This window comes from Nocardiopsis baichengensis YIM 90130, assembly GCF_000341205.1.
Taxonomy (GTDB): Bacteria; Actinomycetota; Actinomycetes; order Streptosporangiales; family Streptosporangiaceae; genus Nocardiopsis_A; species Nocardiopsis_A halophila.
Map to the genome: position 1 here is coordinate 146,701 of NZ_ANAS01000009.1, position 26,618 is coordinate 173,318.

General features: G+C 75.2%; 23 protein-coding genes. 17 read left to right on the plus strand and 6 right to left on the minus strand.

Annotated elements, in window-relative coordinates; genetic code table 11:
- The first annotated feature begins 35 nt into the window (after nt 1–35).
- The 3 genes from C892_RS0109330 to C892_RS0109340 all read left to right on the plus strand — a co-directional run bounded on the left by C892_RS0109330 (nt 36) and on the right by C892_RS0109340 (nt 3,590).
- On the plus strand, nt 36–1,502 hold the full coding sequence (locus C892_RS0109330) for an ABC transporter substrate-binding protein (protein WP_017556958.1): 1,467 nt from the start codon (nt 36–38) through the stop codon (nt 1,500–1,502).
- Complete coding sequence (locus C892_RS0109335) at nt 1,499–2,485, plus strand: ABC transporter permease subunit (RefSeq protein WP_017556959.1); 987 nt, start codon at nt 1,499–1,501, stop codon at nt 2,483–2,485. The genes C892_RS0109330 and C892_RS0109335 overlap by 4 nt, the downstream gene beginning before the upstream one ends.
- Before the next feature lie 226 nt (nt 2,486–2,711).
- Nucleotides 2,712–3,590: a carbohydrate ABC transporter permease gene (locus C892_RS0109340; protein WP_017556960.1), complete on the plus strand. Its 879-nt coding sequence runs from the start codon at nt 2,712–2,714 to the stop codon at nt 3,588–3,590.
- A gap of 452 nt (nt 3,591–4,042) precedes the next feature.
- On the opposite strand, the gene C892_RS0109345 is transcribed toward C892_RS0109340, so the two are convergent.
- The 6 genes from C892_RS0109345 to C892_RS0109370 form a co-directional block, all read right to left on the minus strand.
- Entirely contained in the window at nt 4,043–5,503 is a 1,461-nt protein-coding gene (locus C892_RS0109345; RefSeq protein ID WP_017556961.1) for an aldehyde dehydrogenase family protein, read from the minus strand.
- 92 nt (nt 5,504–5,595) lie between these two features.
- Nucleotides 5,596–7,320 (minus strand): thiamine pyrophosphate-dependent enzyme, encoded by a 1,725-nt coding sequence (locus C892_RS0109350; protein WP_017556962.1) that lies wholly within the window; start codon nt 7,318–7,320, stop codon nt 5,596–5,598.
- Nucleotides 7,317–8,183 carry an ABC transporter ATP-binding protein gene (locus tag C892_RS0109355; protein ID WP_017556963.1) on the minus strand — a complete coding sequence of 289 codons (867 nt, stop codon included), beginning with the start codon at nt 8,181–8,183 and terminating at the stop codon, nt 7,317–7,319. Before C892_RS0109355 ends, C892_RS0109350 begins: the two co-directional genes overlap by 4 nt.
- A 14-nt stretch (nt 8,184–8,197) precedes the next feature.
- Complete coding sequence (locus C892_RS0109360) at nt 8,198–8,980, minus strand: ABC transporter permease (RefSeq protein WP_017556964.1); 783 nt, start codon at nt 8,978–8,980, stop codon at nt 8,198–8,200.
- Nucleotides 8,977–9,813 (minus strand): ABC transporter permease, encoded by an 837-nt coding sequence (locus C892_RS0109365; protein WP_017556965.1) that lies wholly within the window; start codon nt 9,811–9,813, stop codon nt 8,977–8,979. Before C892_RS0109365 ends, C892_RS0109360 begins: the two co-directional genes overlap by 4 nt.
- On the minus strand, nt 9,810–10,769 hold the full coding sequence (locus C892_RS0109370) for an ABC transporter substrate-binding protein (RefSeq protein WP_017556966.1): 960 nt from the start codon (nt 10,767–10,769) through the stop codon (nt 9,810–9,812). The genes C892_RS0109365 and C892_RS0109370 overlap by 4 nt, the downstream gene beginning before the upstream one ends.
- 279 nt (nt 10,770–11,048) lie before the next feature.
- On the opposite strand from C892_RS0109370, the gene C892_RS0109375 reads away from it, so the two are divergent.
- The 14 genes from C892_RS0109375 to C892_RS0109440 all read left to right on the plus strand — a co-directional run bounded on the left by C892_RS0109375 (nt 11,049) and on the right by C892_RS0109440 (nt 26,549).
- On the plus strand, nt 11,049–11,873 hold the full coding sequence (locus tag C892_RS0109375) for an IclR family transcriptional regulator domain-containing protein (RefSeq protein WP_017556967.1): 825 nt from the start codon (nt 11,049–11,051) through the stop codon (nt 11,871–11,873).
- 2,224 nt (nt 11,874–14,097) lie between these two features.
- A complete protein-coding gene (locus C892_RS0109380) occupies nt 14,098–14,946 on the plus strand; it encodes a CoA transferase subunit A (RefSeq protein ID WP_017556968.1) in 849 nt (282 codons plus the stop codon).
- A complete protein-coding gene (locus tag C892_RS0109385; RefSeq protein WP_017556969.1) occupies nt 14,943–15,710 on the plus strand; it encodes a CoA-transferase subunit beta in 768 nt (255 codons plus the stop codon). Before C892_RS0109380 ends, C892_RS0109385 begins: the two co-directional genes overlap by 4 nt.
- Before the next feature lie 33 nt (nt 15,711–15,743).
- Nucleotides 15,744–16,919, plus strand: a complete 1,176-nt coding sequence (locus C892_RS0109390; RefSeq protein ID WP_017556970.1) for a thiolase family protein — start codon at nt 15,744–15,746, stop codon at nt 16,917–16,919.
- A 14-nt stretch (nt 16,920–16,933) separates the two neighbouring features.
- The gene (gene pcaH, locus C892_RS0109395) at nt 16,934–17,671 is read left to right on the plus strand and encodes a protocatechuate 3,4-dioxygenase subunit beta (RefSeq protein ID WP_017556971.1); all 738 of its coding nucleotides are present in this window, start codon (nt 16,934–16,936) and stop codon (nt 17,669–17,671) included.
- Nucleotides 17,671–18,228 carry a protocatechuate 3,4-dioxygenase subunit alpha gene (pcaG, locus tag C892_RS0109400; protein WP_017556972.1) on the plus strand — a complete coding sequence of 186 codons (558 nt, stop codon included), beginning with the start codon at nt 17,671–17,673 and terminating at the stop codon, nt 18,226–18,228. The genes pcaH and pcaG overlap by 1 nt, the downstream gene beginning before the upstream one ends.
- Nucleotides 18,229–19,001: 773 nt before the next feature.
- Entirely contained in the window at nt 19,002–20,333 is a 1,332-nt protein-coding gene (locus C892_RS0109405) for a class-II fumarase/aspartase family protein (RefSeq protein WP_017556973.1), read from the plus strand.
- Nucleotides 20,334–20,520: 187 nt separating this feature from the next.
- Entirely contained in the window at nt 20,521–21,312 is a 792-nt protein-coding gene (gene pcaD / locus C892_RS0109410) for a 3-oxoadipate enol-lactonase (protein WP_017556974.1), read from the plus strand.
- 32 nt (nt 21,313–21,344) lie between these two features.
- Nucleotides 21,345–21,749: a 4-carboxymuconolactone decarboxylase gene (pcaC, locus tag C892_RS0109415; protein WP_017556975.1), complete on the plus strand. Its 405-nt coding sequence runs from the start codon at nt 21,345–21,347 to the stop codon at nt 21,747–21,749.
- A gap of 175 nt (nt 21,750–21,924) precedes the next feature.
- Entirely contained in the window at nt 21,925–22,905 is a 981-nt protein-coding gene (locus C892_RS0109420) for a TetR/AcrR family transcriptional regulator (protein WP_017556976.1), read from the plus strand.
- The gene (locus C892_RS0109425) at nt 22,902–23,804 is read left to right on the plus strand and encodes a beta-keto acid cleavage family enzyme (protein WP_017540254.1); all 903 of its coding nucleotides are present in this window, start codon (nt 22,902–22,904) and stop codon (nt 23,802–23,804) included. The genes C892_RS0109420 and C892_RS0109425 overlap by 4 nt, the downstream gene beginning before the upstream one ends.
- A 212-nt stretch (nt 23,805–24,016) precedes the next feature.
- Nucleotides 24,017–25,042 (plus strand): 3-hydroxyacyl-CoA dehydrogenase NAD-binding domain-containing protein, encoded by a 1,026-nt coding sequence (locus C892_RS0109430; RefSeq protein WP_017556977.1) that lies wholly within the window; start codon nt 24,017–24,019, stop codon nt 25,040–25,042.
- Complete coding sequence (locus C892_RS0109435) at nt 25,039–25,488, plus strand: thioesterase family protein (protein WP_017556978.1); 450 nt, start codon at nt 25,039–25,041, stop codon at nt 25,486–25,488. Before C892_RS0109430 ends, C892_RS0109435 begins: the two co-directional genes overlap by 4 nt.
- Before the next feature lie 179 nt (nt 25,489–25,667).
- Complete coding sequence (locus C892_RS0109440) at nt 25,668–26,549, plus strand: SAM-dependent methyltransferase (RefSeq protein WP_017540251.1); 882 nt, start codon at nt 25,668–25,670, stop codon at nt 26,547–26,549.
- Nucleotides 26,550–26,618 lie beyond the last annotated feature (69 nt).

A 26,618-nucleotide genomic window follows, 5' to 3' on the forward strand; every position in this document is an offset into this window, starting at 1 on the left:
GCGTCCCGACCGGCCGCCGCCCCACGGAGGTGCCGATGTCCGAGCCGCTCCGCCCGTCCGACCGCACGCGCCGGGCCCGCCGCCGCGCGCCGGGCCGTCCCTTCGGCCCTGCCGTGCGAGGCGCCGCCGCGCGACGCACCGCCGCGGTGCTCGCCGCCGCCGTGCTGCTCCCGCTCGCCGCCTGCCAGTCGCCCGGAGACGGCGGCGGTGACGGCGGCGCGCTCGTGTTCTGGACCCCGCACGTCACCCCCGACCGCCTCGCGCAGCAGGAGGCCACCGCCGCCGCGTTCACCGAGCAGAGCGGCGTCGACGTGGACGTGGTGCCGATGTCGGCCGAGGACCAGAACCAGAGCATGGCGGTGGGCTCGGCCTCCGGCGACGTGCCCGACGTGGTGCTGCTCGCCCCCGACCAGGCCGCGGCCTGGTCCGCCCAGGGCGTCCTGGACACCGGGACGGCCGCCGGGATCGTCGAGGACCTGGGCCCCGACACCTTCGGCGAGAACGCCCTGGACATGGTCACCTTCGACGGCACCCCCGCCGCGGTGCCCAGCGACGGCTGGGGGCAGGTGCTCGTCTACCGGGCCGACCTCCTCGCCGACGCCGGCCTCGACCCGCCCCGGACCCTGGAGGACGTCGCCGACGCCGCCGAAGAGCTCGACGGCGACGGGCGGGCCGGAATCGCCCTGGGCACCAGGCCCGGCGACCCGTTCACCACCCAGACCCTGGAGGCGCTGCTCCTCGCGGGCGGCTGCGACCTGGTCGACGGCGCGGGCGAGGTCGCCCTGGAGTCGCCCGAGTGCGTGGACGCGCTGGACGCCTACGCCCGCATGGCCGAGGCCTCGGTCCCCGGCGACCAGGACGTGGAGACCACCCGCGCCGCCTATCTCTCCGGCGAGGCGGCGATGCTGTTCTGGGGGTCGCACATCTTCGACGAGCTGGCCGGGCTGGCCCCCGACTTCCCGCCGACCTGCCCCGAGTGCGCCGACGACCCGGACTTCCTGGCCTCCGAGTCGGGCACGGTGGGCGCGCTCACCGCCCCCGACGGGTCGCCGGTGCAGTACGGGCTCACGCTCAACCTGGGGATCCCCGTCGGCGCCGACGCCGAGAACGCCCGGGCGTTCACCGAGTACCTGATGGGCCCCGGGTACGTGGAGTCGCTGGAGGTCTCCCCCGAGGGCCGGGTGCCGGTCCGCCCGGGCACCCCCGACGACCCCGACGTGCACGCCGAGGCCTGGTCGGAGCTGCCCACCGGCGAGGACCCGGAGAACCGCGCCCCGCTGTCGGACTTCTACGGCGACGCGGTCATCGGCGGCATCGTGGAGGGTGCGCAGTCCTTCCGCCGGTGGGGCTACGGGACCGAGCACGCGGCGTTCGCCGGACCGCTGGCCGCCCAGAACACGCTGGCCAAACAGGTGGGGCCGCTGTTCGAGGGGGAGGACCCGGCGACGGTGGCCGCCTCCATGGCGGATGCGGCCCGAGCGGTGCAGGCCGACAACGAATGACCGCGGGCGGGCGGGAACGGCGCACCGGAAAGACCCCCGGGGACCGGCGTCCGAGCGGCCGGCGGGGCCTGACCCGCCGCGCGCGCGAAGAGCTGCACGGACGCCTGATGGTGGCGCCCACCCTGCTGGTGGTGGGCGCGGTGGTGCTGCTCCCGTTCGTCGCCGTGCTCGTGCTGTCGGTGCAGGAGCTGCGGCTCATCGAGATCCGCTCGCTCGGCCCGGCCGACCTGGAGGTGTCGCTCGCCAACTTCGCCCGGGTGCTCTCCGCCTCCGGGTTCTGGGACGCGGTGCGCACCACGGTCGTGTACGCGACCGCGACCACCGTGGGCTCGCTGGGCGCGGGCCTGGCCCTCGCGCTGGCCCTGCGCCGCCCGTTCCGAGGCCGGGGCCTGATGCGCGGGCTGGCCCTGGTGCCCTACGTGCTGCCGGTGGTCGCGGCGGCCACGATCTGGAAGATGCTGCTGGACCCGCAGTACGGGGCGGTGAACGAGGCGGGGCGGCGCTTCCTCGGCTGGGAGGTGCCGATCAACTTCCTCACCGAGCACCGGATCGACGTGGCCGGGCTCCCGGTCCCGGTGGCGCTGAGCGCGGTGATCGCCTTCGAGGTGTGGAAGTCCTTCCCGCTGGCGTTCCTGTTCCTGACGGCGCGCCTGCAGGCGGTGCCGCGGGACGTGGAGGAGGCGGCGGTGGTCGACGGCGCCTCGCCGCTGCAGGTGTTCCGGCACGTGCTGCTGCCCCAGCTGGCGGGGGTGCTCGGGGTGCTGGCGGTGCTCCGCTTCATCTGGTCGTTCCAGAACTTCAACGACGTGTACCTGCTGACCGGCGGCGCCGGCGGCACGGAGGTGGTGGCCGTGCGGGTCTACCAGGAGCTGGTCACCCGCGCCGACGTGGGATCGGCGGCGGCGCTGGGCGTGCTGATGACGGCGGCCCTGGCGGTGCCGCTGCTGGTCTACCTCCGGCAGGTGAGGAAGGGGCGGCTGTGACCTCACCCCCTGAAGGGGCGGCAGGATTCCCTGTTCCGCCGCCGGGCGCCGGCCCGGAACCGCGGCGGCGGGCAGGGGCCGCCGAGCGGCCCGGAGGCCGGACGCCCCGGACCGGATTCCCACCCCGAACGGCGTACGCGGGGCCGGCCGCCGCCCTGCGCAGGGGCTCGGCTCCTCCCTCTCCTGAAGGCCGGGGCGGCCCCGGACCGGACCGCCGGGGCGGGCCGTGACGGCCGGGCGCCGGTGGGACCGGCACGCGGTCGAGCGGCGCGTCCTGGCGGTCGCGCGGATCGCGGTGATCGCCCTGGCCGCCGCCGCGGCCGTCGGACCGCTGTTCTACGGGGCCGTGCTGTCGGTGCGGCCGTTCGCCTCGTTCGTCGCCGACCCGCTCGCGCTGCCCTCCCTCTCCGAGATCGACGTCGGCGCCTACCCGACCGCCCTGCGCCCGGAGGAGGAGGGCGGGTTCGGGCTCGCGCGGTTCATGCGCAACTCGCTGTACGTCGCCGTCTGGACGACGGTCCTGGCGGTGGCGTGCAGCGCGCTGGGCGCCTATGCCGCCGTCCGCCTGCGCTTCTTCGGCCGCGACACGGTCAACGGCCTCTTCCTTGCCGTCTACCTCTTCCCCGGCATCGTCCTGGCGGTCCCGCTGTTCGTGTTCTTCAGCCGGGTCGGCCTGACCGGCACCCTGACCGGGCTGGTGCTGATCTACATGGCGCAGACCGTCCCGGTGGCCCTGTACATGCTGCGCGGCTACTTCCAGGCCGTCCCCGCCGGGGTCGAGGAGGCGGCCGAGGTCGACGGGTGCAACCGGCTGCAGGTGATCGTGCGGGTGGTGCTGCCGATGGCGCTGCCCGGGATCACGGCCACCGCGCTGTACGTGTTCATGATCGCCTGGAACGAGTTCCTGTTCGCCCTGCTGTTCCTGGTGGGCGACCGGGAGCGGTGGACGGTGTCGCTGGGCATCGCCCGCCTGGGCGAGTTCGCCGTGCCCGCCCCGGTGCTGATGGCCGGGTCGATCTCCATCACGCTCCCGGTGGTGGCCGGGTTCCTGCTGGCCCAACGCCTCCTGATCTCCGGCCTGACCGCGGGCGCCGAGAAGGGCTGAGGGGCGGACGGGGGACGTGCGGCCGTCGCGCCGCCGTGCGACGGCCCCCGCGGGGGGGTACTGCGTGTTCGCGGTGGTCACTGGCCGCCACCCGCTCTGGGGCGACGACGGAACAGCAGGTGCCCCGCTCACGGGCCCCGGCCGGGCGGCAGGGCGTGACCGTGTCCAGCACCGTGGTGCCGCTTGCGCCCGCTCTCTCGCCGATCCCGGGAAAAGCGGCCCTTGGAGCCGAGCCCGCAGGGCCGTTCTCCCCGAAAGGAAAGGAAAAAGCCTCGCATTCCAGGCATACCGGGCACGTTTTCCCTCCTCCCTTGTTGATCTCGGGAAAAACGACCCTAAAAACGGGCGGGAAGGGTCGTTTTTCCCGAGATCAACAAGGGCCCAGCCACCCGACACGCACGTGAGAAAGCCCCGGAAGCCCATGCGAGAGCTTCCGGGGCCGGGCGGCCCTCTCAGAAGGGGTAGCGCTGGATGTCGGTCTGCATGGTCACCCACTGGGTCTCGGTGAAGGCCTCCACGTTGGCGGCCGTTCCTCCGAAGCGGGACCCGGTGCCCGAGGCGCCCACGCCGCCGAAGGGGGCGGTGGCCTCGTCGTCGACCGTCTGGTCGTTGATGTGCACCAGCCCGGCCGGGATGCGCTCGGCCAGCTCCATGCCGCGCATCGGGTTACCGGTCAGCACGCCCAGCGACAGCCCGTACTCGCCCGCCGAGGCCAGCTCCACCGCCTCCTCCTCGGTGTCGAAGGCGATGACCGGCGCGACCGGGCCGAACACCTCCTCGCCGTAGGCGGGCACGTCCGGCCCGACCCGGTCGAGCACGGTGGGCCGGTAGAACAGGCCGTCGTGGACCCCGCCGGCCCGCAGCCGCGCCCCCGCCTCCACGCTGCGGGCGACCAGGCCGTGCACCCGGTCGCGCTGGCCCGCGTCGATGAGCGGCCCGAGCGCGGCCGGGTCCTGTGCCGGGTCGCCCACCGCCAGCGCGTCGGCCTTGGCCGCGAGCAGGGCGGTGTACTCCTCGGCGATGGAGGAGTGCACGATGTGCCGGCCGGTGGTCATGCAGATCTGCCCCTGGTGCAGGAAGGCACCCCACGCCCCGGCCGAGGCGGCGGCCCCGACGTCGGCGTCGCCGAGCACCACCAGCGGCGAGTTGCCGCCCAGCTCCAGGTGGACGCGCTTGAGGTGGCGGCCGGCCGCCTCGCCCACCCGGCGCCCGGCGGCGGTCGACCCGGTGAAGGAGACCACCCGGACCCGGGGGTCGGCCACCAGGCGCTCGCCCGCCTCGGCGCCGCCCGGCAGGACGTGCAGCACCCCCTCGGGCAGGCCCGCGCGGCGGAACACCTCGGCGATGACCGCCCCTCCGCACACCGCCGTGCGCGGGTCGGGCTTGAGCACGACGGCGTTGCCCAGGGCCAAGGCGGGCGCGACCGAGCGCATGGCCAGGATCAGCGGGAAGTTGAACGGGGAGATCACCCCGACCACGCCGGCGGGCACCCGGCGGGACATGCTCAGGCGCGGCTTGGCGGTGCGCAGCACCTCGCCGGCGGGCTGGGAGGCCAGCGCCGCCGACTCGTAGGCCTCGGTGACCGCCAGGTGGGTCTCGAAGGCGGCCTTGCCCTGGGCGGATCCGGCCTCGCCGACCAGCCACCCGGCGACCTGCCCGGTATGCTCCTCGAAGAGCGCCCCGGCGCGGCGCAGGACGGCCGCGCGCTCCTCGAAGGACGCGGCGGCCCACGCCCGCTGGGCGTCGGCGGCATGTGCGGCCGACGCGGCGACGTCCTCGGCGTCGGCGAAGCCGATGCGGGCGAGCTCCTCCCCGGTGGCCGGCGAGGTGACGGAGGTGGCGCCGCCGCGGGGCGTGGACCATTCTCCGGTGAACACGCGACCGCCGAACTCGGCGGGGTCGAGCAGGGACATTCTGCGCTCCAAAGCGACTCTGCGGCCTTGAGGGGCCGGACGGACGGTGGCTGTAGGGCGGTGTCGGTCGTCGGCGGGTCAGGTGGGCCCGGTCATGGCCGGAAGCCGGGGTCGGGGGCCACGGCGATGTCCAGGACGAGCGGCTCGGTGCGCCCGCGCAGGCCCGGCAGGATCTCGTCCAGGGCGGCCTCGACCTCGTCCAGCGTGGCGGCGGTCCGGGCCGGGCACCCGAGCCCGCGGGCCAGGGAGGCGACCGACACCTGGGCGAAGTCGGGCCAAGGCGCCTTGCCCCCGTGGCCCTCGGCCAAGCGGTCCATGACCGCGTAGCGGCCGTTGGAGAGCACGATGAACAGGGCCCCGGCGGCGTAGCGGGCCGCGCTCCACAGCGCCTGCACCTGGTAGAGCGAGGAGCCGTCGCCGACGACCGCGACGACGGGCCGGTCCGGGGCGGCCATGCGCACCCCGGTGGCGGCGGGCAGCGCGAACCCGAGCCCTCCCATGGCCGCGGACAGGAAGCCCATCGGGCGCCGGGCGGGCACGAGCCGGTGCAGGTCGGGGCGGCTGGAGGGGGTCTCCTCGACGAGGACGGTGTCCGGGTCCATCCGCTCGGCCAGGGCGCCCAGCACCTGGGCGGGGCGGAGCGGGGACGGCGCAGGGGCGGCGTTCGCCGGGGCCCCCTCCCCGTCTCCGCCGGATCCCCGCGTCTCCTCCGGCGCGGTCCCCGCATCGCCCGGCCGCGCATCGCCCGGCCCCGCATCGCCCGGCCCCGCATCGCCCGGCCGCGCACCGCCCGGCCGCACACCGTCCGCGCGCGCCGGGACCTGCGCGGCCAGGAGCCTCAGGGCAGGGGCGATCGGCGCGACCACGGCCACCTCGACCGGGGCGCGGTGCGCCTCCGAGGGGTCGTCCGTCAGCACGGCGAGGCGCGTGCCCTGGGCCGTCAACGGCCCCTCCCTATACGGGTACTGGCGGAACACCGGCGCCCCGACCGCGAGCACGGCGTCGTGGCCTCCCAAGCGCGCACGGAGCCCGTCACGGTCGGCGGGCAGCACACCCGCGTACAGCGGATGGTCCTGCGGGAAGCCCGCCCGCGCCCCGAAGCTCTCCTGGAAGACCGGCGCTCCGAGGCGTTCGGCCAGCACCCGCAGGGCCTGCCAGCCCTCCTCCGAGTCCGTCCCGGCCCCGGTGACCAGGGCCGGTGCCGCGGCGTCGGCGAGCAGGGCCGCCACCCCCTCGACGTCGGCCGCCTCGGCCGTGGCCGACCGGACCACGCGCGCGGGCGCCGCGTCGGGGTGGTCGGCGCCTCCGGCCGGTGCGGACCAGTCGCCCTGCGGCACGACCACGACGGCCGGCCCCCGTCCGTGCTCGGCCTCGTAGCGCGCGCGGGCGATGGCCCCGGGCACGTCCTGAGGCACCGCGGGTTCGCAGAACCACACCGGATACTCCCCCGCCAGCCCCCGCAGCCGCCCGGTGAGGAAGGGCTCCAGGGCCAGGTGGCGGCGGTCCTGCTGGCCCACCAGCACCACGAGCGGCGCCCGGTTGGCCCGCGCCGTGGCCAGGGCGCCGACGGCGTTGCCCAGCCCGGCGGTGGTGTGCAGCTGGACCAGCGCGGCGCGCCCGCGCGCGATCGCCCACCCGGTGGCCATGCCGACCACCGACCCCTCGTGCAGGGCCAGGACGAAGCGCAGGTCGTCGGGCAGGTCGGCGAGGAAGGCGACCTCGGTGGAGCCGGGGTTGGCGAAGACCGTGGTGAGCCCCTGCGCCCGGAGCACCGCGATCGCGGCGTCCCGGACGGTGCCCGCGCCCGGCCCGCTCACCGCGCACCCCCGGTGGCGGTGGGCTCCCGGTCGGGGCCGTCCGTCCCGGCGGGGCCGCCGGTCCCGCCGGCCGCACCGGTCCGGCCTGCGCCGCCGTCCCCGTTCTTGGCGTTCTGGATCTCCCGGTAGACCAGGGCCCGCAGCTCGGCGAAGCGCGGGGCGGACCGGGTGGTCAGCTGGTCGCGCTCCTCGGGCAGGTCGACCCGTACGTCGTCCTGGACCACGGTCGGCGAGGACGACAGCACGATCACCCGCTCGCCCAGGTACACCGCCTCGTCGATGTCGTGGGTGACGAACAGGACCGTCATCGAGAAGCGCTTCCACAGCCCGCGGATCAGGTCCTCCAGGTCGGCCCGGGTCTGGGCGTCGACGGCGGCGAAGGGCTCGTCCATCAGCAGCACCCGGGGCTCGTAGGCGATGGCCCGGGCGATCGCCACGCGCTGCTGCATCCCCCCGGACAGCTCCCAGGGGTGCAGGGAGGCGGCGTGCGCCAGGCCGACCGCCTCCAGCGACTCCTCCACCAGCTCGCGGCGGCGGGCCTTGGGCACCCTCTTCTCCTTGAGGGGCAGTTCGACGTTGCCGCGCACGGTCAGCCAGGGGAACAGGCTGCGCCCGTACTCCTGGAAGACCACCGCCATGTCCGGCGGCGGCCCGTCCACCGGGCGCCCGTCGAGCGCGACCGTGCCGGCCGTGGGGCGCATCAGCCCGGAGACGCATTTGAGCAGCGTCGTCTTGCCGCAGCCCGAGGGGCCGACCAGGCAGGCTAGCTCGCCCTCGCCGAGGCCGAAGGTCAGGTCGCGCACGGCCTCCACCTCGCGGCCCTGGCCGCGGTAGGTCTTGCGCAGCCCGTTGACGTCGAGCATGGGGGTCCTTCCTCTCATTCCCCGCGGGAGGCGGCGCGCAGTCCCCGGTGCCAGGCCAGGGCGCGCCGCTCGGCCCGGGCGAAGACCACGGACAGCACCACCCCCAGCAGGCCCAGCAGGACGATGCCGCTCCACATCTCCGGGATGGCGAAGCCGCGTTGGAACTGGACGATGGCGAAGCCCAAGCCGCTGGAGCTGGCGAACATCTCGCTGATCACCATGAGGATGATCGCGATGGACAGGGCCTGCCGGAGCCCGGCCGCGATCTGCGGGCTCGCCGAGCGCAGCACCAGCACGGTCAGCCGGCGCCGTCCCCGCACCCCGTAGACGCGGCAGGTGTCGGCCAGGACCGGGTCGACGGCCCGCACCCCCTCCACGGTGTTGAGCAGCACCGGCCACACGCACCCCGAGACGATGACCGCGGCGCGCATCGAGGCGTCCAGGCCCACGAGCAGCATCAGCAGCGGCACCAGCACCGGCGGCGGCACGGCCCGCAGGAACTCCAGGACCGGCTCGGCGAAGGCGCGCAGCCGCGGGGACAGGCCCAGCGGCACGCCCATGCCGATCCCGAGGGCGGCGGCCAGCGCGTAGCCGGTGAGCAGCAGGCCGACGCTGGGCAGCACGTCGGCGGCGAACCGCTCGGAGACCCACACCTGGGCGAAGGTGGCGGCGATGGTGCCCGGGTCGGTCAGGTAGAAGCTGTCGGAGGCCGCGGCGGCCCACCACCACAGGGCGATGAGCGCGGCCGGGAGCAGCAGCACCCGGGCGGCGGCCCGCGGGAGCGCGCGCACGCTCATACGGCGCCCTCCCCTCGTACCGAGCTGTGCCAGCGCAGCAGGCGGCGCTCCAGCGCGCGGACGCCGGCGTTGACGGCCACGCCCAGGATCCCGGTGGCCACGATCAGCGCGTAGACCAGCGGCGCGGCGCCGCTGGACTGGGCGACGGAGATCTGCTGGCCCAGGCCGGGGGCGCCGATGGTGAGCTGGGCGGTGATGGTGAGGATCAGCGCGACCGCGGCGCCCAGCCGCACCCCGGTCAGCAGGTACGGCAGCGCCGTGGGCCAGACCAGGTGGCGCAGGCGCGCCCACCGGCCGAGCCCGTAGGCACGGGCGGTCTGCTCGGCGACGGGGTCGATGTCGGCCACCCCGTAGAGCACCTGGATGTAGACCTGCCAGAAGGAGGCGTAGACGACCAGCAGCAGCGTGGAGCGCAGGTCGGTGCCGTAGACCAGGATCGCCAGCGGGATGAGCGCGACCGAGGGGATGGGGCGCAGGAACTCCACGGTGGAGGCAGTGTAGGCGCGCAGCACCGGCACCGACCCGACGGCGAACCCCAGGGCGACCGCGGCCGCGCAGGCGATGGCCAGGCCCAGGGCCCAGGCGGCGACGGTGTCGCCGACGGCGCCCCAGAACGCGGCGGTGGCCGCCCGCTCGGCCAGGGTGGCCAGCACGCGGGAGGCCGGGGGCAGGAACTCGGCCGAGACCGCGGTGGTGCGCGGCACCGCCTCCCACAGCAGCAGGAACGCGGCGGCGCCGGCGGCGCCCAGGAGGGCGTCGCGGCCGGGCAGCGCCCGGCGCCGCCCCGCGGCCGCCGGGGCGGGCGGGGCGGCGGTGTCGGCGGCCGCGCTCATCCGGACTCCGCGAAGAGCGCCTCGACGTCAGGGGTCTCCTCCACCAGCCCGTCCTCTTCCATGAGGTCGGCGATGGTCTGCACCGACTCGCGGTCGGCGGCGGGCGGGAAGGAGGGCAGCCGGATCTCCTCGATGAGGGTCTGGTCCATCTCGGTGTACTCGCCCAGGATGCGCCGCACCTCCTCGGGGTTGGCCTCGGCGTAGGCCAGGGCCTCGTCCATGGCCGAGGTGAAGTCGGCGACCAGCTCGGGGTCCTCGGCCAGGACCTGCTCGGAGGTGAAGTAGGCGGCGATGGTGAGCCGCGGGTGGGCGTCGACGAAGTTGGAGGCGATCTCGGTGGCGCCGCCGTCCAGGGCGGTGGTCAGGAACGGCTCGACCACCCAGGCGGCGTCGACCTCCCCCTTCTCCACGGCGGCGGGCATGTCCGGGAAGGGCAGTTCCATGAACTCCACGTCGGAGGGGTCGCCGCCGTCCTTGCGGACCGAGTTGCGCACGGTGGTGTCGCCGATGTTCTCCAGGTTGTTCACGGCGACGGTGGCGCCCTCCAGGTCCTGCGCGCTCTCGATCGGGCTGTCCTCGGGGACCACGATCCCGCCGAAGTCGGCGCCCTGCTCCCCGGTGGTGGCCACGCCGTTGGCGACCACCTTCATCGGAAGTCCGGCGTCGCGGGCCACCAGCAGGGAGGTGACGTTGCCGAAGGCGAAGTCGAAGTCGCCGCTGGCCACGCCGGGCACCGCCTGGGCGCCGCCGCTGGTGTTGACCACCTCCACCTCCAGGCCGCGGTCGGCGAAGAGGCCCTGGTCGACGGCGAGGTGCAGGGGCGCGACGTCGACGATGGGGATCGCGCCGACGGTGACGGCGCGGGCGCCGTCACCGCCGTCGGGCTCGCCGCCGCCGCAGCCGCTCGCGGCCAGCACGGCCGCGGCCCCGGCCGCGGCGAGGGTTCGGTGACGCATCGGGTCTCCATTCGCAGGGGGTGCGGGCGGGCGCTGCCGCGCCCGCTCACGAGGGGGGTTTGTGCGTCTTGCGAACGGCCGTTCTGCTGGCGAACGTAATCCATCCCACATTCACCGTCAACCCCGCGCACCGGCCTCACCGACGGTGACCAGCCGTGCGGCAGCCCCGACGGGGGCGGGACCCGCGCAGCGGGGCCGCCCGGAGGCCGGCGAACGGCCGCGGGACCCCCGTGGAGAGCTGTGCGGTATGAGAACATTCCGGGGACGGGAAGGGAGCGCATGTCCGACACCGATGCCGACGCCGCCGCGCCCGAGCCGCGCGGCGACCACTTCGTCCAGTCCCTGGAGCGCGGGCTCGCGGTGGTCCGGGCCTTCTCCGCCGACCGGCCGGAGATGACGCTCAGCGAGGTGGCCCGCGCCACCGGCCTGACCCGCGCGGCCGCCCGCCGCTTCCTGCTCACCCTGGCCGACCTGGGGTACGTGCGCTTCGACGGCCGCCTGTTCGCGCTGACCCCGCGGGTGCTGGAGCTGGGGTACGCCTACCTGTCCTCGGCGGGGCTGCCCGAGGTCGCCCAGCCGCACCTGCAGGCGCTGGCCTCCGAGGTCCGCGAGTCGTCCTCGGTCTCGGTGCTGGACGGCGACGACGTGGTGTACGTGGCGCGCGCGGCGACGTCCAGGATCATGACGGTCGCGATCAGCGTCGGCACCCGCTTCCCGGCCTGCGTCACCTCCATGGGGAGGGTGCTGCTCGCCGGGCGCCCCGACCGCGAACTGGACGCCTACCTGGACCGCCTGGAGGTGCCCGCCCTCACCGCGCACACCGTCGCGGGCACCGGGGCGCTGCGCCGGGAGCTGGAGCGGGTACGGGCCCAGGGGTGGGCCATCGTCGACCAGGAGCTGGAGGAGGGGCTGCGCTCGGTGGCCGCGCCGATCCGCGACCGCGAGGGGCGGGTCATCGCCGCCGCGAACGTGTCGGTCCAGGCGAGCCGCATGACGGTGCGCGGCCTGCGCACGCAGATCCTGCCGTCCCTGCTGGCCACGGTCTCCCGCATCGAGGCCGACCTGGAGATCGCCTCCCGCACCGCGGGCCCGGCCCGGGCCTGATCAGAAGACCGCACGGGCCCCGGACGAGGGCCGGCCGACCCATGGGTCCGGGCAGGGGCAGCGACGAGGCAGCGGCGGGCGCCCCGCTCGCGGCTGCTTTCCGGGCGGTGGGTCTACGCCGGTCGGGGCAGAGGGGCAGCGACGAAGGAGCAGCAGGTACCCCGCTCGCGGCTGCTTGTCGGCCGCCGGGTCCACGCCGGTCAGGGGTGGGTCAGCGACGACGGACCAGCAGGTACCCCACTCACGCCTACTTGCCGGGCGGCAGGTTCGCGCCGGTCGAGGTGGGAGGGCGGCGACGAGGGAGCCGGGCGGTTCCCCGGCCCTGCTTGTCGGCCGCCAGGGCGCTCTGGGCCCAGGAAGCGGCGGCGACGGATCGGCTGGTGCCCCGCTCACACCCTCTTGCCGGGCGCCGGGTCCGCGCTGGTCGGGGACGGGCGGGCCGCCGGTGCTCGCGGCGGGCGCCGGACCCGCCCCCCGGGAGGGCCTTGGCCCCCTGCGGCCTGCCGCCGAAGGGGGTGCGCGGGGCCGGGAGGAGCGGCCAACGCATCGATAGTGGTGGTATTGCCACCCGATGTGCAGTTGGGTGGTGATTTCGCCACTATCGATGCGCCCACACCCCGCCCGGTGCCCGATGCGCCACAAGATGTCCGGTCCAAGGCGCCCCAGAGGGGCTCGCGCACCCCGACCGGCGGCGCGCAGCCCCCACAGGGGACGTAATCCTGGTTTTCGGCCCGCCGGATCAGGATCGGTGTCCGGTTCGCCCGGTTCAACGGCGCTCCGGGACCCCCGCGGGCCCCTGCCGGGGGCCGGGTGGGGCGACGGGCAGGGGGCGGGGTGCGGTGGCGGCCAGACCAGAACGGAATTCGGTGCCGACACCCCCTCCAACGGGGCGCCGGCCCCGTCGGCCGGGCCGGGCATCACTCCGGGTGAGCCGTTTCGGTCCGGCAGGGCTCCGAGGTGGCCGCGCTGGAGGCGCCCCCAGGGGGTACCGGGGCGGGCCCGCCCTGCGACCATAGGCCACTCGGGGAGGAATCGGACACCCCGGGGACCGAACCGCGTTCTGGTATCGCCGCCACCGCACCCAGCGGCCCCACACAGGCGTCGGCAGGGGCGGATCCGCCCTTGCCCGGGGCGGTGACGCTTCGTGTTGCCCCTGGTCGGTGTGGTGCCGGAGCTCGGCGGACCCGGCCGGCGAGGCCGGAGCGGCTCAGGCCGGGCGCCCGCCGGGAAAGAGCGGGTGGCGACCGCAACGGCTCTCCTGTCCCGGGCGGACCCGGTCCTCCGCCTCGATTGGAGGCGGTCCGCCGCCCGGCGAGCGGCCGTGAGCGGGGCACCTGCCGCTCCTCGCCGTCCTCGACCTGGACCGCGAGGAGCCCGGCGGGACCGGTAGGGCCGGGGAACCGCCCGGGGTCGTGTCCACTGGAGTGGTGGAACTTTCGTCTGCGTCCTTCCGAGCGTTGCGGCCGCTGCGGCGTGACCGGCGACCCCGCCCCGGTGCGCACCCCCTCCTCGCCGTTGATCTCGGGAAAGTCGGGGTAATACCGGCGAGTATTACCCCGACTTTCCCGAGATCAACGGGGGGGTGTCGATGCGGGCGGCGGGCAGTGCTCTCGGGGGCGGCCGGGACCCGGAGAGCTCCACCACGCCAGCGGACACGACCGTTCCTCGGGCTCGCCGTCGGGGCTCGTCGTCGCCGCCCTCCCACCCCGACCACCGGCGACCCGGCGCCCGGCAGACAGGCGTGAGCGGGGTACCTGCCGTTCCGTCGTTGCCACCCCCGACCGGTGGCGGCCCGCCACCCGGCAAGCAGGCGCAAGCGGGGCACCTGCCCATCCGTCGCCGCCCTTGACCCGGACCCGCGGCGGCCCGGCGCTCGGCAAACAGGCATGAGCGGGGTACTTGCTGCTCCGTCGCCGCCTTCTACCTGGACCGCGAGCGACCCGGCGGCCGACAAGCAGGGCCGGGGAACCGCCCCGCTCCGTCGTCGCCGCCCTCCACCCCCGACCGGCGGCGGCCCGCCACCCGCCAAGCAGGCGCAAGCGGGGCACCGCCCGCACCGCCGCCACTTCCGGTGACCACCGGCACGCCGCGCGCCTGACGGTACCGCCGCCTGCCCCGGAGGGACACCGGCGCCGGACGCCTTGACCGACGCCCCCGCCGACAGTAACGTCCAGTGTGTTCGCAAAGAGAACAGTGATGCGGCATCCGTACGAAAGGGGGCGCGATGATCCTGCCGTTGGACCGTGCCGTGCGCGAGCTCGTCCATGACGGGGACACGGTCGCCATGGAGGGCTTCACCCACCTGATCCCGGTGGAGGCCGGCCACGAGGTCATCCGGCAGGGCCGACGCGACCTGACCCTGGTGCGGATGACGCCCGACATCGTCTACGACCGGATGATCGGCGCCGGCTGCGCCCGCAAGCTGGTCTTCTCCTGGGGCGGCAACCCCGGCGTGGGCTCGCTGCACCGGTTCCGCGACGCCGCCGCCAACGGCTGGCCCCGCCCGCTCGAGCTGGAGGAGCACAGCCACGCCGGCATGGCCAACCGCTACGCCGCCGGCGCCGCCGGGCTGCCCTTCGCCGTGCTGCGCGGCTACGCCGGAACCGACCTGGTCGGGCGCACCGCCACCATCAAACCCATCACCTGCCCCTTCACCGGCCAGGAGCTGGCCGCGGTCCCGGCGCTCACCCCCGACGTGGCGATCGTGCACGCCCAGCGCGCCGACCGCGACGGCAACGTACAGATGTGGGGCATCACCGGCGTGCAGAAGGAGGCGGTGCTGGCCGCCCGGCGCGCGCTCGTCACCGTCGAGGAGATCGTCGACGACCTGGAGCCGGTCCCCGGCCAGGTGATCCTGCCCTCCCGGGTCGTCACCGCCGTCTCCCCCGCCCCCGGCGGCGCGCGCCCCTCCTATGCCCACGGCTACTACGTCCGCGACAATGACGCCTACCGCGCCTGGGACGCCGTCAGCCGGGACCGCGAACGCTTCACCGCGTGGCTGAACGCCGAGGTGCTCGGCGCCCCCTCGGGCCCGGACGCGGGCCCGGGCGACAGGGAGGAGCAGACCGCATGACCGCCACCGCCGAACCCCTCCCCTTCACCGCCGACGAGGTCATGACGGTCGCCGCCTCCCGCGCGCTGGCCGACGGCACCGCCTGCTTCGTCGGCATCGGCCTGCCCAGCACCGCCGCCAACCTCGCGCGCCGCACCCACGCCCCCGGGCTGTGGATGATCTACGAGTCGGGCACCCTGGGCGCCTCCCCCGACGCCCTGCCGCTGTCCATCGGCGACGGCGAACTGGCCGAGACCGCCGACACCGTGGTCCCGGTGACCGAGGTGTTCAACTACTGGCTGCAGGCCGGGCGGATCGACACGGGCTTCCTCGGCGCCGCCCAGATCGACCGGTTCGGCAACATCAACACCACCGTCATCGGCGACTACGCCGCCCCGAAGGTGCGCCTGCCCGGCGCCGGCGGCGCCCCCGAGATCGCCGCCTCCTGCGGCCGGGTCATCGTCATCGTGCGGCAGAGCCGGCGCACGTTCGTCGAGCGGGTCGACTTCACCACCTCGTTCGGCCACGGCTCCGGCCCCGGCGACCGGGAGCGGCTGGGGCTGCGCGGCGCCGGACCGGTCCAGGTCATCACCGACCTGGGCGTGCTGGAGCCGGACCCGCGCACCCGCGAACTGGTGCTCACCCGCCTGCACCCGGGCGCCACCGCCGAGCAGGCCCGCGAGGCCACCGGATGGGACCTCGCGGTCTCCCCGGACCTGGCCGCCACCCCCGAGCCCGACCCGGACGAGCTGGCCGTGCTGCGCTCACTGACCGGGCGCGGCTGACCCCCCACGACCGCCCCCGCAGGAGGCCCCACCGTGAACGATGTCTACGTCATCGACGCCGTCCGCACCCCCTTCGGCCGCTACGGCGGCGCCCTGGCCGGCGTGCGCCCGGACGACCTGGCCGCGTACGCGGTCTCCGGCCTGACCGCCCGCTCCCCGGGCCTCGACCCGGCCGCCGTGGACGACCTCTACTTCGGCGACGCCAACGGGGCGGGCGAGGACAACCGCAACGTGGCCCGCATGGCGGCGCTCCTGGCCGGGCTGCCGGTCAGCGTCCCGGGCGCCACCCTGAACCGGTTGTGCGGGTCCGGCCTGGAAGCGGTGATCGCCGCGAACCGCGCGGTCGCCGTGGAGGACGCCTCGCTCGTCATCGCGGGGGGTGTGGAGTCGATGAGCCGCGCCCCGTGGGTGATGACCAAGCCCGAGAAGGGCTTCCCCGCCGGGCACGAGACCCTGCACTCGACCACCCTCGGCTGGCGGATGGTCAACCCGCGCATGGAGCCCGCCTGGACCGCCTCCCTGGGCGAGTGCACCGAGCAGATCGCCGAGGAGTTCGGCGTCGGCCGCCAAGAGCAGGACGCGTTCGCCCTGCGCAGCCATGAGCGCGCGGCCGCAGCCTGGGCCAAGGGCGTCTTCGCCGACGAGATCGTGGACGTGCCCGGGGTGGAGCTGGAGCGCGACGAGAGCATCCGCGAGACCTCCGCCGAGAAGCTCGCCGGGCTCAAGCCGGCGTTCCGGCCCGACGGCACCATCACCGCGGGCAACGCCTCCCCGCTCAACGACGGCGCCGCCGCGCTGCTGGTCGGGGACGCCGAGGCGGCACGGGCCGCCGGCCGCGAGCCGCTGGCGCGCATCGCCGGCCGGGGCGTGGCCGCGGTCGAGCCGAACCGGTTCGGCGTCGGGCCGGTCGCCGCCGCCGAGACGGCGCTGCGCCGGGCCGGGATCGGCTGGCGCGACCTGGCGGCGGTGGAGCTCAACGAGGCCTTCGCCGCCCAGTCGCTGGCCTGCCTGCGCAGCTGGGAGGGGCTGGACCCGGAGATCGTCAACCCCAACGGCGGCGCGATCGCCATCGGGCACCCGCTGGGCGCCTCCGGCGCGCGCATCCTGGGCTCGCTCGCCCACGAGCTGCGCCGCCGCGGGGGCGGCTGGGGGCTGGCCGCCATCTGCATCGGCGTGGGCCAGGGCCTGGCCGTGGTCCTTCAGGCATGAGAGGAGCACCGTCCATGGCCGAGGGCGCGCCCGCCGTCCCGGGCTACCGCCGCGACCCCGGGGTGCACCCGCCGCTGGACTACCCGGGGTACAAGAGCACCGGGCTCCGCCACCCCGAGCGGCCCTTGAAGGTGCTTCCGCACCTGTTGACCGAGGTCACCGGGCCGCTGCTGGGCGAGGACCGGGTCGGGCCGCTGGACCACGACCTGACGCGCCGGCACGAGGGCGAGCCGATGGGCCAGCGGATCATCGTGCACGGCCGGGTGCTGGACGCCGACGGCCGGCCGGTGCCGCACACCCTGGTGGAGATCTGGCAGGCCAACGCCGGGGGCCGGTACCGGCACAAGGGCGACAACTGGCCCTGCCCGCTCGACCCCAACTTCACCGGGGTGGGGCGCACGGTCACCGACGGGCAGGGGCGGTACTCCTTCACCACGATCCGGCCCGGCGCCTACCCGTGGAAGAACCACGACAACGCCTGGCGCCCCGCGCACATCCACTTCTCGCTGTTCGGGCGGGCGTTCACCCAGCGGCTGGTGACGCAGATGTACTTCCCCGGCGACCCGCTGTTCTTCCAGGACCCGATGTGGAACTCGATCCCGGACCCTGCGGCGCGCGAGCGGCTGGTCGCCCGCTACGACCACGAGCGGACCGAGCCGGAGTGGGCTCTGGCCTATGCGTGGGACATCGTGCTGCGCGGGCGCGCGTCGACGGTGTTCGAACACGAGCTGGCGCTGGAGGACGACGACTGATGGAGCCCACCACCCCCTCGCAGACCGTCGGCCCGTACCTGCACATCGGGCTGCCCTGGCCGGACGGCCCCTTCGCGCTCCGGGAAGGCGCGCCCGGGGGCGTGTGGCTGCGGGGCACGGTCACCGACGGCGCCGGGGCTCCGGTCGCGGACGCGCTGATCGAGACGTGGCAGGCCGACCCCGAGGGCCGGTTCGACCACCCGGACGACCCGCGCGGGGCGGTGCGCCGCGAGGGCTTCCGCGGGTTCGGGCGGTGCCCGACCGACGGGGAGGGCCGGTGGGGCGTGTACACGCTCAAGCCGGGGCCGGTGCCCGGCCCGCAGGGCGTGCAGGCGCCGCACATCGACGTCTCGGTCTTCGCGCGCGGGATGCTGCACCGGACGGTGACGCGGGTGTACTTCGCGGACGAGGCGGAGGCCAACGCGGTCGACCCGGTGCTGGCGTCCCTCGACTCACCGGAGGAGCGCGCGACCCTCATCGCACAGGAGACGGAGGACGGCTACCGCTTCGACATTCGCCTGCAGGGCGAGGGGGAGACCGTCTTCTTCGATATATGAGCCCTCGGCAGTCCGGCGTCCGCTGGAGCCGCCGTGCCGGACCCGAGCCGATGTCGGGCACCGGGCATGGTGAAGGGGGCACTGGTTACGTCGACCCACCGGAGAGCACCGCTCGACCGGTTCAGGGAACGACCGGTGGAAGGCGGACACGATCGGCGTACAGGCCTGTCGGGGCCGCGATGGCGCACGGAGGCCGGGACGGAGCGCTGCGTGCTCCGTCCGGCCGTCCGAACAGGGCTGCGGCGCACCGACCCGGGCCATGACGGGCCGGGGCCGGTGTCGTCCGCGGGGCGGCCCGCCCCACCGCGCCTGCACGGTGGAGGGGCGCCCGGTCCTGGAGGGGCACGCTCCCGGTGCCCCCGCAGGTGTTCCCTGCGGCGGCCGGGATCCCGCCCGACGAGGCCGGGACATGGATGGAGGTGTGGAGCGCCTTCCCCGCTCGGCCCACCGGCGCCGCACGGAAGGGGTGACCGGTTCCGGTCGGCCCTCCCCTTCCGGGGCGGCGGGCCCGTCCTGGCCCCGAACCGCCCCTCACCGGCGCGGGAACCGGGTCTCCGGCGCCGTAAAGGGCGGCATCGGCGGCCCACCCGTCCGCCGGGCCGGAGGCGACCGCCGCCCCAGGGGCCCCGCCCGGCCCGCGGGGCACGGCCGGCCGGGTGCAACACCGCGCCGCGCCATCGCCCGGCGGCCCGGCCCCCGGACATACTCGGAAGGACCCGGAATCCGCCGGGCGACCATGACCAGCAGGACGAGCAGGACGAGGAGGTGAGGGCGTGTTCGGTGAGATGTTCGCCCGGGGCGCCGTCGCGGCCGAGACCGGTGAGCGGGCCTGGCTACGGGCGATGCTCGACGCCGAGACCGCCCTGGCGCACGCGCTCGTGCAGACCGGGATCGCCGGACCCGGGGACGCCGAGGCCCTGGAGACCGCTCGCCGGGACGGCCGGGTGGACGCCGACGCCGCCGCCGGGGCCGCCGCCGACGCGGCCAACCCCGTCGTCCCGCTGGTCAAGGAGCTGACCCGGGCCGTGGACGGCGGCGCCGCCCGGCACGTGCACCAGGGGGCCACCAGCCAGGACATCATGGACACCGCCGCGGTGCTGGTGGCCCGCCGTGCCGGGGACGCCGTCCTGGCCGAGACCGACCGGGCCGCCTCCGCGCTGGCGGGGCTAGCCGAGGAGCACCGGTGGACGCCGATGCCCGGGCGCACTCTGCTGCAGCAGGCCCTGCCGACCACGTTCGGGCTGGTCGCGGCGGGGTGGCTGCAGGCGGTGACCGGGGCGGCCGAGGCGCTGCGCGCGGAGCTGGGGCGGACCCCCGCCCAGCTCGGCGGGGCCGCGGGCACCCTGGCCTCGCTCGACGGGCGGGGCCCGGAGGTCGCCGCCGCCTTCGCCGACCGGCTGGGCCTGGTCCGGCCGGTGCTTCCCTGGCACACCGACCGCGGCCCCCTGACCGCGGTGGCCTCGGCCGCCGCGCGGACGTCGGGGGCGTGCGGCAAGGTCGCGGGGGACATCGTGCTGCTGGCCCAGACCGAGGTCGGTGAGGTCGCCGAGCAGGGCGGGCCGGGGGTCGGCGGCTCCTCGGCGATGCCGCACAAGCGCAACCCCGTGGCGGCGGTGTCGGCGCGGGCCTGCGCCGAACAGGTGCCGGGGCTGGTGGCGACGCTGCTGAACGCGCAGATCCACCAGCCGCACCAGCGGGCGGCGGGGGCCTGGCAGGCCGAGTGGCAGGCCTTCGACCGGCTGCTGTGCGCCACCGGGTCGGCGGCGGCGTGGCTGGCCGACTCGCTGGAGCGGCTGTCCGTGGACCCCGACCGGATGCGGCGCAACCTGGACCTGACCGGCGGCCTGCCGATGGCCGAGCGGGTCGCCGCCGACCTGGCCCCGGAGATGGGCCGACTACCCGCCCACGAGCTGGTGGAGGCGGCGTGCCGGGAGGCGGCCGAGTCCGGCGAGGGACTGGCCGCGGTCCTCGACCGCCGGCTGGCGGGCCGCCGCACCCCCGAGCACATCCGGGGCCTGCTCGACCCCGCGGCCTACCTGGGCGCCGCCGGCACCTTCATCGACGCCGCCCTCGACGGCTACCGCACCCGCCCGGAAGCCCCGTGAAACCGGCCCCGGCGGTACCGGCCCGACCCGCACACCCGGGCCTTCCGGGGGCATTCCGCCGCGTACCGGGTCGCGCGGCGATCCGGGGCCGCATCCCGGGACGAGCCCTGGCAGGGTCTCTTCCTGCGCCCATGTCCCGCCCCGGTGGCTCGTCGGCCGCCGGGGAGGCCGAACGGAGGTACCTTCCTTGACCGCACGACCGACCGGGAGCCCCGTCGCGGGCGGGGTCCATGCGCAGATCGACGGGCCCGACGGCGCCCCCGCCGTGGTGCTGTCGGGGTCGCTCGGCAGCACCCTTGAGATGTGGGACCCCCAGGTCGGGGCACTGGTCGCGGCCGGGTTCCGGGTGGTCCGCTACGACCACCGCGGGCACGGCCGCTCCCCCGTCCCCCGAGGGCCCGCCACCATCGCCGACCTGGGGGCGGACGTTGTGGACCTGCTCGACCGCCTCGAGCTGCCGCGGGTCCGGTTCGCGGGGCTGTCCCTGGGCGGGATGGTCGGCATGTGGCTGGCCGCCAACGCCCCCGAGCGGATCGACCGGCTCGCGCTGATGTGCACCTCGCCCCTGCTCGGACCGCCGGAGAACTGGACCGACCGGGCCGCAACGGTGCGCGCCCAGGGGACCGGGGCGGTGGCCGGCGCCGTCGTCGGCCGCTGGTTCACGCCCGGCCACGCGTCCGCCCACCCCGGCGAGGCCGCACGGATGCGGTCGATGGTCGCGGAGACCTCCGCCGAGGGGTACGCCGCGTGCTGCGAGGCGATCGCCGGCATGGACCTGCGGTCCGACCTGGGACGCATCACCGCGCCGACGCTGGTGGTCGCGGGGGCGCACGACCCGGCCACCCCGCCCGACCACGCCGAGCGCATCGCCGCGGCCGTCCCCGGCGCCCGCCGCCACGTCCTGGACGGCGGGGCCCACCTGGCCAACCGCGAGTGCGCCGACGAAGTGAACCGGCTGCTCACGGCGCACTTCGCCTGAGCCGCCCCGACCCGGACCGGAGAGAGACGACCGTGACCGAGCCGACCGCCGACCGGACCGACGATGAGCGCCGAGAGGAGGGGATGCGGGTGCGCCGCGCGGTGCTGGGCGACGCCCACGTCGACCGCGCCGAGGCGGGGACGACCGCCTTCACCGCCCCCTTCCAGGACTTCATCACCCGCTACGCCTGGGGCGAGATCTGGACCAGCGGGGTCCTGGACCGCAGGACGCGCAGCTGCATGGTGCTGACCGCCTTGGTGGCCAAGGGCCACTGGGACGAGCTGGCCATGCACGTGCGCGCCGCGGTGCGCAACGGGCTCTCGGAGGAGGAGATCGGCGAGGTGTTCATGCAGGCGGCCGTGTACTGCGGCGTCCCCGCCGCCAACAAGGCCTTCGGCATCGCCCGGGACGTGCTGGCCGAGCCCCCCGCGCACTGAGGTACCGGGACGGGACCGGGCGCGCCCTCGGACGCCCCGGCCCCTCCGCGATTGCGGTCGCCGCCTTCTGATCCACCAGTCAGGCGCATCGCAACGCCCGCATGACGCCGTTCAAACCGCGGCACGCTGGGATGACACCGCTTGACGGATCTACGGCGGCGTTGCGATTATCGCTATGACCCTGCTAGCGTCGCCCTCCGTGACCGACCACATGGAGGGCCTGCGCAACCGGGTCCGCGAGGTGATCCGGCGCTCCGGGCGCCCGCAGCGGGAGTTCGCCTCCGTGATGGCGCTCGAGGCCTCGAAGCTGTCCAAGTCGCTCAGCGGCACCCGGCGCTTCACCGCCGAGGAGCTCATCCGGATCGCCGACATCGCCGGGGTGACCGTCAACTGGCTGCTGTACGGCGAGGAGTCCGCCGACGGCGGCGTCGCGGCCGCGCCGCGGGTGGCGGTGGCCACCGAGCCCCCCGTCGACGCCGGGCGGGACGTGCGCGCCGCCCGCGAGCAGGGGCGGCGGCGCCAGATCACCGACGCCGCCTGGCGGCTCATCGCCGAGCGCGGCTACCACTCGGTGCGCACCGCCGACATCGCCGCCGAGTGCGGGGTCTCCAGCGCCGCCATCCACTACCACTTCCCCACCCTGCGCGAACTGCTCGACGAGACCCTGCGCTCGTCGGTCAAGCAGGCCTTCGACCGCCAGGTCGCGGTCCTGCACGGCATCGACGACGCCCGGGAGCGGCTGCGCCGCCTCATCGAGCTCCAGCTGCCCGCCCCCGGCCACCTGGCCCGGGAGTGGTCCATCTGGATGCAGGTGTGGACCGAGTCGGCGCTCGACCCGCAGATGCGCGCACTGCACGCCGACTCCTACCAGCGCTGGCACGACACCATCGCCCGCACGCTGCGCGACGGCGCCGCCTCCGGGGCCTTCCGCCCCGACCTGGACGCCGAGGCGATGACGGTCCGCCTGACCGCCCTCATCGACGGCCTGGGCATCCAGGTGCTCACCGGCCGCCCGGGCCGCACCGTGGAGCGGATGCGCGCCGCCCTCCAGGACTTCGTCACCACCCAGATCGAGCCCCCCGGCACCGGACACCGCGCCGACGGCCGGCCCGACGACCGCACCGAACAGCCGCACACGAGCGAGGACACCCCGTGAACGAGACCATGAACACCGAGGTCATCCTGACCGCCGCACTGACCGGGGCCGGGGACACCGTGGGCCGAAGCCCGCACGTCCCGGTCACCCCCGAGCAGATCGCCGCCTCGGCGGTGGAGGCCGCCGAGGCCGGCGCCAGCGCCGTGCACATCCACGTGCGCGACCCCGAGACCGGCGCCCCTTCCCGGGACAACGCGCTCTACCGGGAGGTCGTCGAGCGGATCAAGGAGTCCGGCACCGACATCGTCATCAATCTGACCGCCGGTATGGGCGGCGACCTGGAGATCGGGAAGGGCGACGACCCGTTCGCCTTCGGCGCCGCCACCGACCTGGTCGGCGGGCTGGACCGGCTGCCGCACGTGGAGGAGCTGCTGCCCGACATCTGCACCCTGGACTGCGGCACGCTCAACTTCGGCGACGGCAGCAACGTCTACATCTCCACCCCCGACATGCTGCGCGCCGGGGCCGAGCGCATCCAGGAGCTGGGCGTGCGCCCGGAGCTGGAGATCTTCGACACCGGCCACCTGTGGTTCGCCAAGCAGATGTACGCCGAGGGCCTGATCGACGACCCGAGCATGTTCCAGCTGTGCACCGGCATCCCCTACGGCGCCCCCGCCGACCCGGGCGTCCTGCAGTCGATGGTGCGGATGCTGCCGGAGGGCGCCGAGTGGGCGAGCTTCGCGATCGGCCGCATGCAGATGCCGTGGGTGGCCCAGTCGGTGCTGCTGGGCGGGCACGCCCGCGTCGGCCTGGAGGACAACCTCTACCTGAGCCGCGGGGTCAAGGCCACCAACGGCCAGCTGGTGGAGAAGGCCCGCGGCATCATCGAGGCGCTCGGCGCCCGGGTGGTCACGCCCGACGAGGCCCGCGCCAAGCTCAAGCTGCGCAGCGCGCGCTGACCCGCCGGCCCCGCACTCCGGGGCCGTGACCGGGCGCCGCCCCCGGCCCGCACCGCGGGCGGCGCCCCCTGTCCTCTCCCCTCCCTGGGCCGGCCGGGCACGGACGGCCCCCGCTCCCGTGCCCGGGAGCCCGGAACAGCCCCCCGTATGCAGTGTCCCGACGCGCGGCGCCCCGGCGTGCAGCGCCCCATTCGTTGAGAAGGATGTGTTCGATGGCGGAGACGAGCGGCGCCCCGGCGGCGACGGCCGCACCCGGCGAGGTGCGCACGGTCGCGTGCGTGGGCGCGGGGGTGATCGGCGGCGGCTGGGTCGCCCACTTCCTCGCCCGCGGCTACGACGTGCGCGCCTGGGACCCGGCGCCCGACGCCGAGCGGCGGCTGCGCGACCTGGTGCGCTCGGCCTGGCCGGCGCTGACCCGCCTGGGCCTGGCCGAGGGCGCGTCCATGGACCGGCTGACCGTCGCCCCGACGCTGGCCGAGGCGGTGGCCGGGGCCGACTTCGTGCAGGAAAGCGCCCCCGAGCGGCTGGACCTCAAGGTCTCCCTGCTCGCCGAGATCGACGAGGCCGCGCCCGAGCACGTGGTGATCGGCTCCTCGACCTCCGGCTACTCGATGTCGGAAATGCAGGTCAAGGCGGCGCGTCCGGAGCGCTTGGTGGTGGGCCACCCGTTCAACCCGCCCTACCTGGTGCCGCTGGTGGAGGTCGTGGGCGGAGCGTCCAGCGAGCGCTGGGCCGTGGAGTGGGCCTCGGAGTTCTACCGGGCCGCGGGCAAGCAGGTCATCACCATGGACCGGGAGCTGCCGGGCTTCATCGGCAACCGCATCCAGGAGGCGGCCTGGCGGGAGGCGCTGCACATGGTGGCCAACGGGGAGGCCACGGTGGAGCAGATCGACCGCTCCATGACCGCGGGGATGGGGCTGCGCTGGGCGTTCTTCGGCCCGTGCCTGACCTTCCACCTGGCCGGCGGCGAGGGCGGCATGGCGCACATGCTCGACCACTTCGGCCCCTCCCTGGAGGCGCCGTGGACCCGGCTCGCCGCGCCCGAGCTCACCACGGAGCTGCGCGACGCCATGGTGGCCGGGACCGACGAGGTGGTGGCCGGACGCGGCAACGCCGAGCTCATCGAGCAGCGCGACCGCCGCATGATCGCGGTGATGCGGGCGCTGGCCGAGGTCGAGGCCGAGGAGGCCGCGGAGCGCGCCGCCTCGGAGCGCGCCGCCGGGGAGGGCGCCGCATGAGCGGGCCGCACCTGCTCCAGCGGGTCCGCCCCGAGTGGATCGACTACAACGGCCACCTGAGCGAGGCCTACTACGTCCTGGTCTTCGGCTTCGCCACCGACGCGCTCATGGACCGCTCCGGCATGGGGGCCGGGTACCGGGAGCGCACCGGGTGCTCGCTGTACACGGTCGAGGCGCACGTGCGCTACCTGCGCGAGGTCCCGCCCGACGCCGAACTGGAGGTGTGGACCCGGGTGGTGGCGGTCGGCGCCAAGAAGGTCCGGCTGTGCCACGAGATGTGGCTGGACGGGGTGCTGCGCGCCACCGAGGAGATCATGGCGCTCCACGTCGACCAGGTGAACGGCGGCACCGTCCCCTTCCCGGAGGAGGTCGCCGCCCTGCTGGAGGCCGGGGCCGGGGCCGGGGCCGGGGAGGCGCCCGCCTACGCGGGCCGCGCCATCGGCTGAGGCCCGGGGCGCTGCGGGAACGAGGCGAGAACGGGGCGGGGTGTGGCCGCGACCGGCCCCTGGCCGGTCGCGGCCACACCCCGCCCCGGGCCTTTCTCACCGGACGGTTACCAAGGGCCCTTGCGAGGAATAGAATCCGGAGCGTAACCCTCGCCCTCCTGTAAGACGATGGGACCCCGATGGCCCGACCGGACCCCCCCGAATTCCTGAAGCGGACCGGCCAGAAGTACACCGCCCCGCCCGATATCGACCTCACCAAGCCGTCGATCGCGCGCGTCTACTCGTATTTCCTCGGCGGGAAAGACCATTTCGAGGCCGACCGCGACATGGCGAACTATGCCGAGGGGGTCGTTCCGGGCGTCACCGACCTGGCTCTGGGCAACCGCGCCTTCGTGCAGCGCGCGGCCCGCCACCTGGCGACCGAGGCCGGGATCGAGCAGTACCTCGACATCGGCTCGGGGCTGCCCACCGACGGCAATGTGCACGAGGTGGTGCACGAGAGCACCCCGCACGGCCGGGTCGTCTACGTCGACAAGGACCCCATGGTGCTGGCGCACGCGCGTGCGCTGCTCGCCGACAACGACACCACGATCGTGCTCAAGGCCGACCTGACCTCCCCCAAGGCGGTACTGCAGCAGGCCGTGGCGACCGGGCTGATCGACCTGGACCGGCCCCTGGGGCTGATGCTCGGCGGCATCCTTCACCACCTGCAGGACGACGACGACCCGCTGGGGGTCACCCGGGAGCTGTGCGACGCGCTCGCCCCGGGGAGCCACATCGTGATCAGCCACTTCTGCCGCCCCGACGCCGCGCGTTCGCCCAAGAGCGCGAAGAGGGCCGCCTCCCTGCAGAAGGCGTTCATGGAGAAACTCGGCCACGGGCTCTGGCGCAGCAGGGAGGAGATCCTCTCCTATTTCCAGGGGTGGCCGATGGTGCCGCCGGGACTGGTGCCGCTCAACGACTGGCACCCGCTGCCGAAGGAGAGCGCGCAGGCCGGAAACTATGTGATGCCGCCCCGGAACAAGCACATCATCATCGGCGGGATCGCGAAGAAGCCGTGATGGGCGTGCCCCGCCGCGCATTCCCTGCGGAAAGTGCGCGGCGGGGCGCCCCGTAGAACGGACCGTCGC

Bases quoted from the DNA above. Each gene is read 5' to 3' on its own strand.
- C892_RS0109330 (WP_017556958.1), top strand. From the start codon at position 36: ATGTCCGAGCCGCTCCGCCCGTCCGACCGCACGCGCCGGGCCCGCCGC.
- C892_RS0109335 (WP_017556959.1), top strand. From the start codon at position 1,499: ATGACCGCGGGCGGGCGGGAACGGCGCACCGGAAAGACCCCCGGGGAC.
- C892_RS0109345 (WP_017556961.1), bottom strand. From the start codon at position 5,503: ATGTCCCTGCTCGACCCCGCCGAGTTCGGCGGTCGCGTGTTCACCGGA.
- C892_RS0109355 (WP_017556963.1), bottom strand. From the start codon at position 8,183: ATGCTCGACGTCAACGGGCTGCGCAAGACCTACCGCGGCCAGGGCCGC.
- C892_RS0109360 (WP_017556964.1), bottom strand. From the start codon at position 8,980: ATGAGCGTGCGCGCGCTCCCGCGGGCCGCCGCCCGGGTGCTGCTGCTC.
- C892_RS0109365 (WP_017556965.1), bottom strand. From the start codon at position 9,813: ATGAGCGCGGCCGCCGACACCGCCGCCCCGCCCGCCCCGGCGGCCGCG.
- C892_RS0109370 (WP_017556966.1), bottom strand. From the start codon at position 10,769: ATGCGTCACCGAACCCTCGCCGCGGCCGGGGCCGCGGCCGTGCTGGCC.
- C892_RS0109375 (WP_017556967.1), top strand. From the start codon at position 11,049: ATGTCCGACACCGATGCCGACGCCGCCGCGCCCGAGCCGCGCGGCGAC.
- C892_RS0109380 (WP_017556968.1), top strand. From the start codon at position 14,098: ATGATCCTGCCGTTGGACCGTGCCGTGCGCGAGCTCGTCCATGACGGG.
- C892_RS0109385 (WP_017556969.1), top strand. From the start codon at position 14,943: ATGACCGCCACCGCCGAACCCCTCCCCTTCACCGCCGACGAGGTCATG.
- pcaH (WP_017556971.1), top strand. From the start codon at position 16,934: ATGGCCGAGGGCGCGCCCGCCGTCCCGGGCTACCGCCGCGACCCCGGG.
- pcaG (WP_017556972.1), top strand. From the start codon at position 17,671: ATGGAGCCCACCACCCCCTCGCAGACCGTCGGCCCGTACCTGCACATC.
- C892_RS0109420 (WP_017556976.1), top strand. From the start codon at position 21,925: ATGACCCTGCTAGCGTCGCCCTCCGTGACCGACCACATGGAGGGCCTG.
- C892_RS0109430 (WP_017556977.1), top strand. From the start codon at position 24,017: ATGGCGGAGACGAGCGGCGCCCCGGCGGCGACGGCCGCACCCGGCGAG.
- C892_RS0109435 (WP_017556978.1), top strand. From the start codon at position 25,039: ATGAGCGGGCCGCACCTGCTCCAGCGGGTCCGCCCCGAGTGGATCGAC.
- C892_RS0109440 (WP_017540251.1), top strand. From the start codon at position 25,668: ATGGCCCGACCGGACCCCCCCGAATTCCTGAAGCGGACCGGCCAGAAG.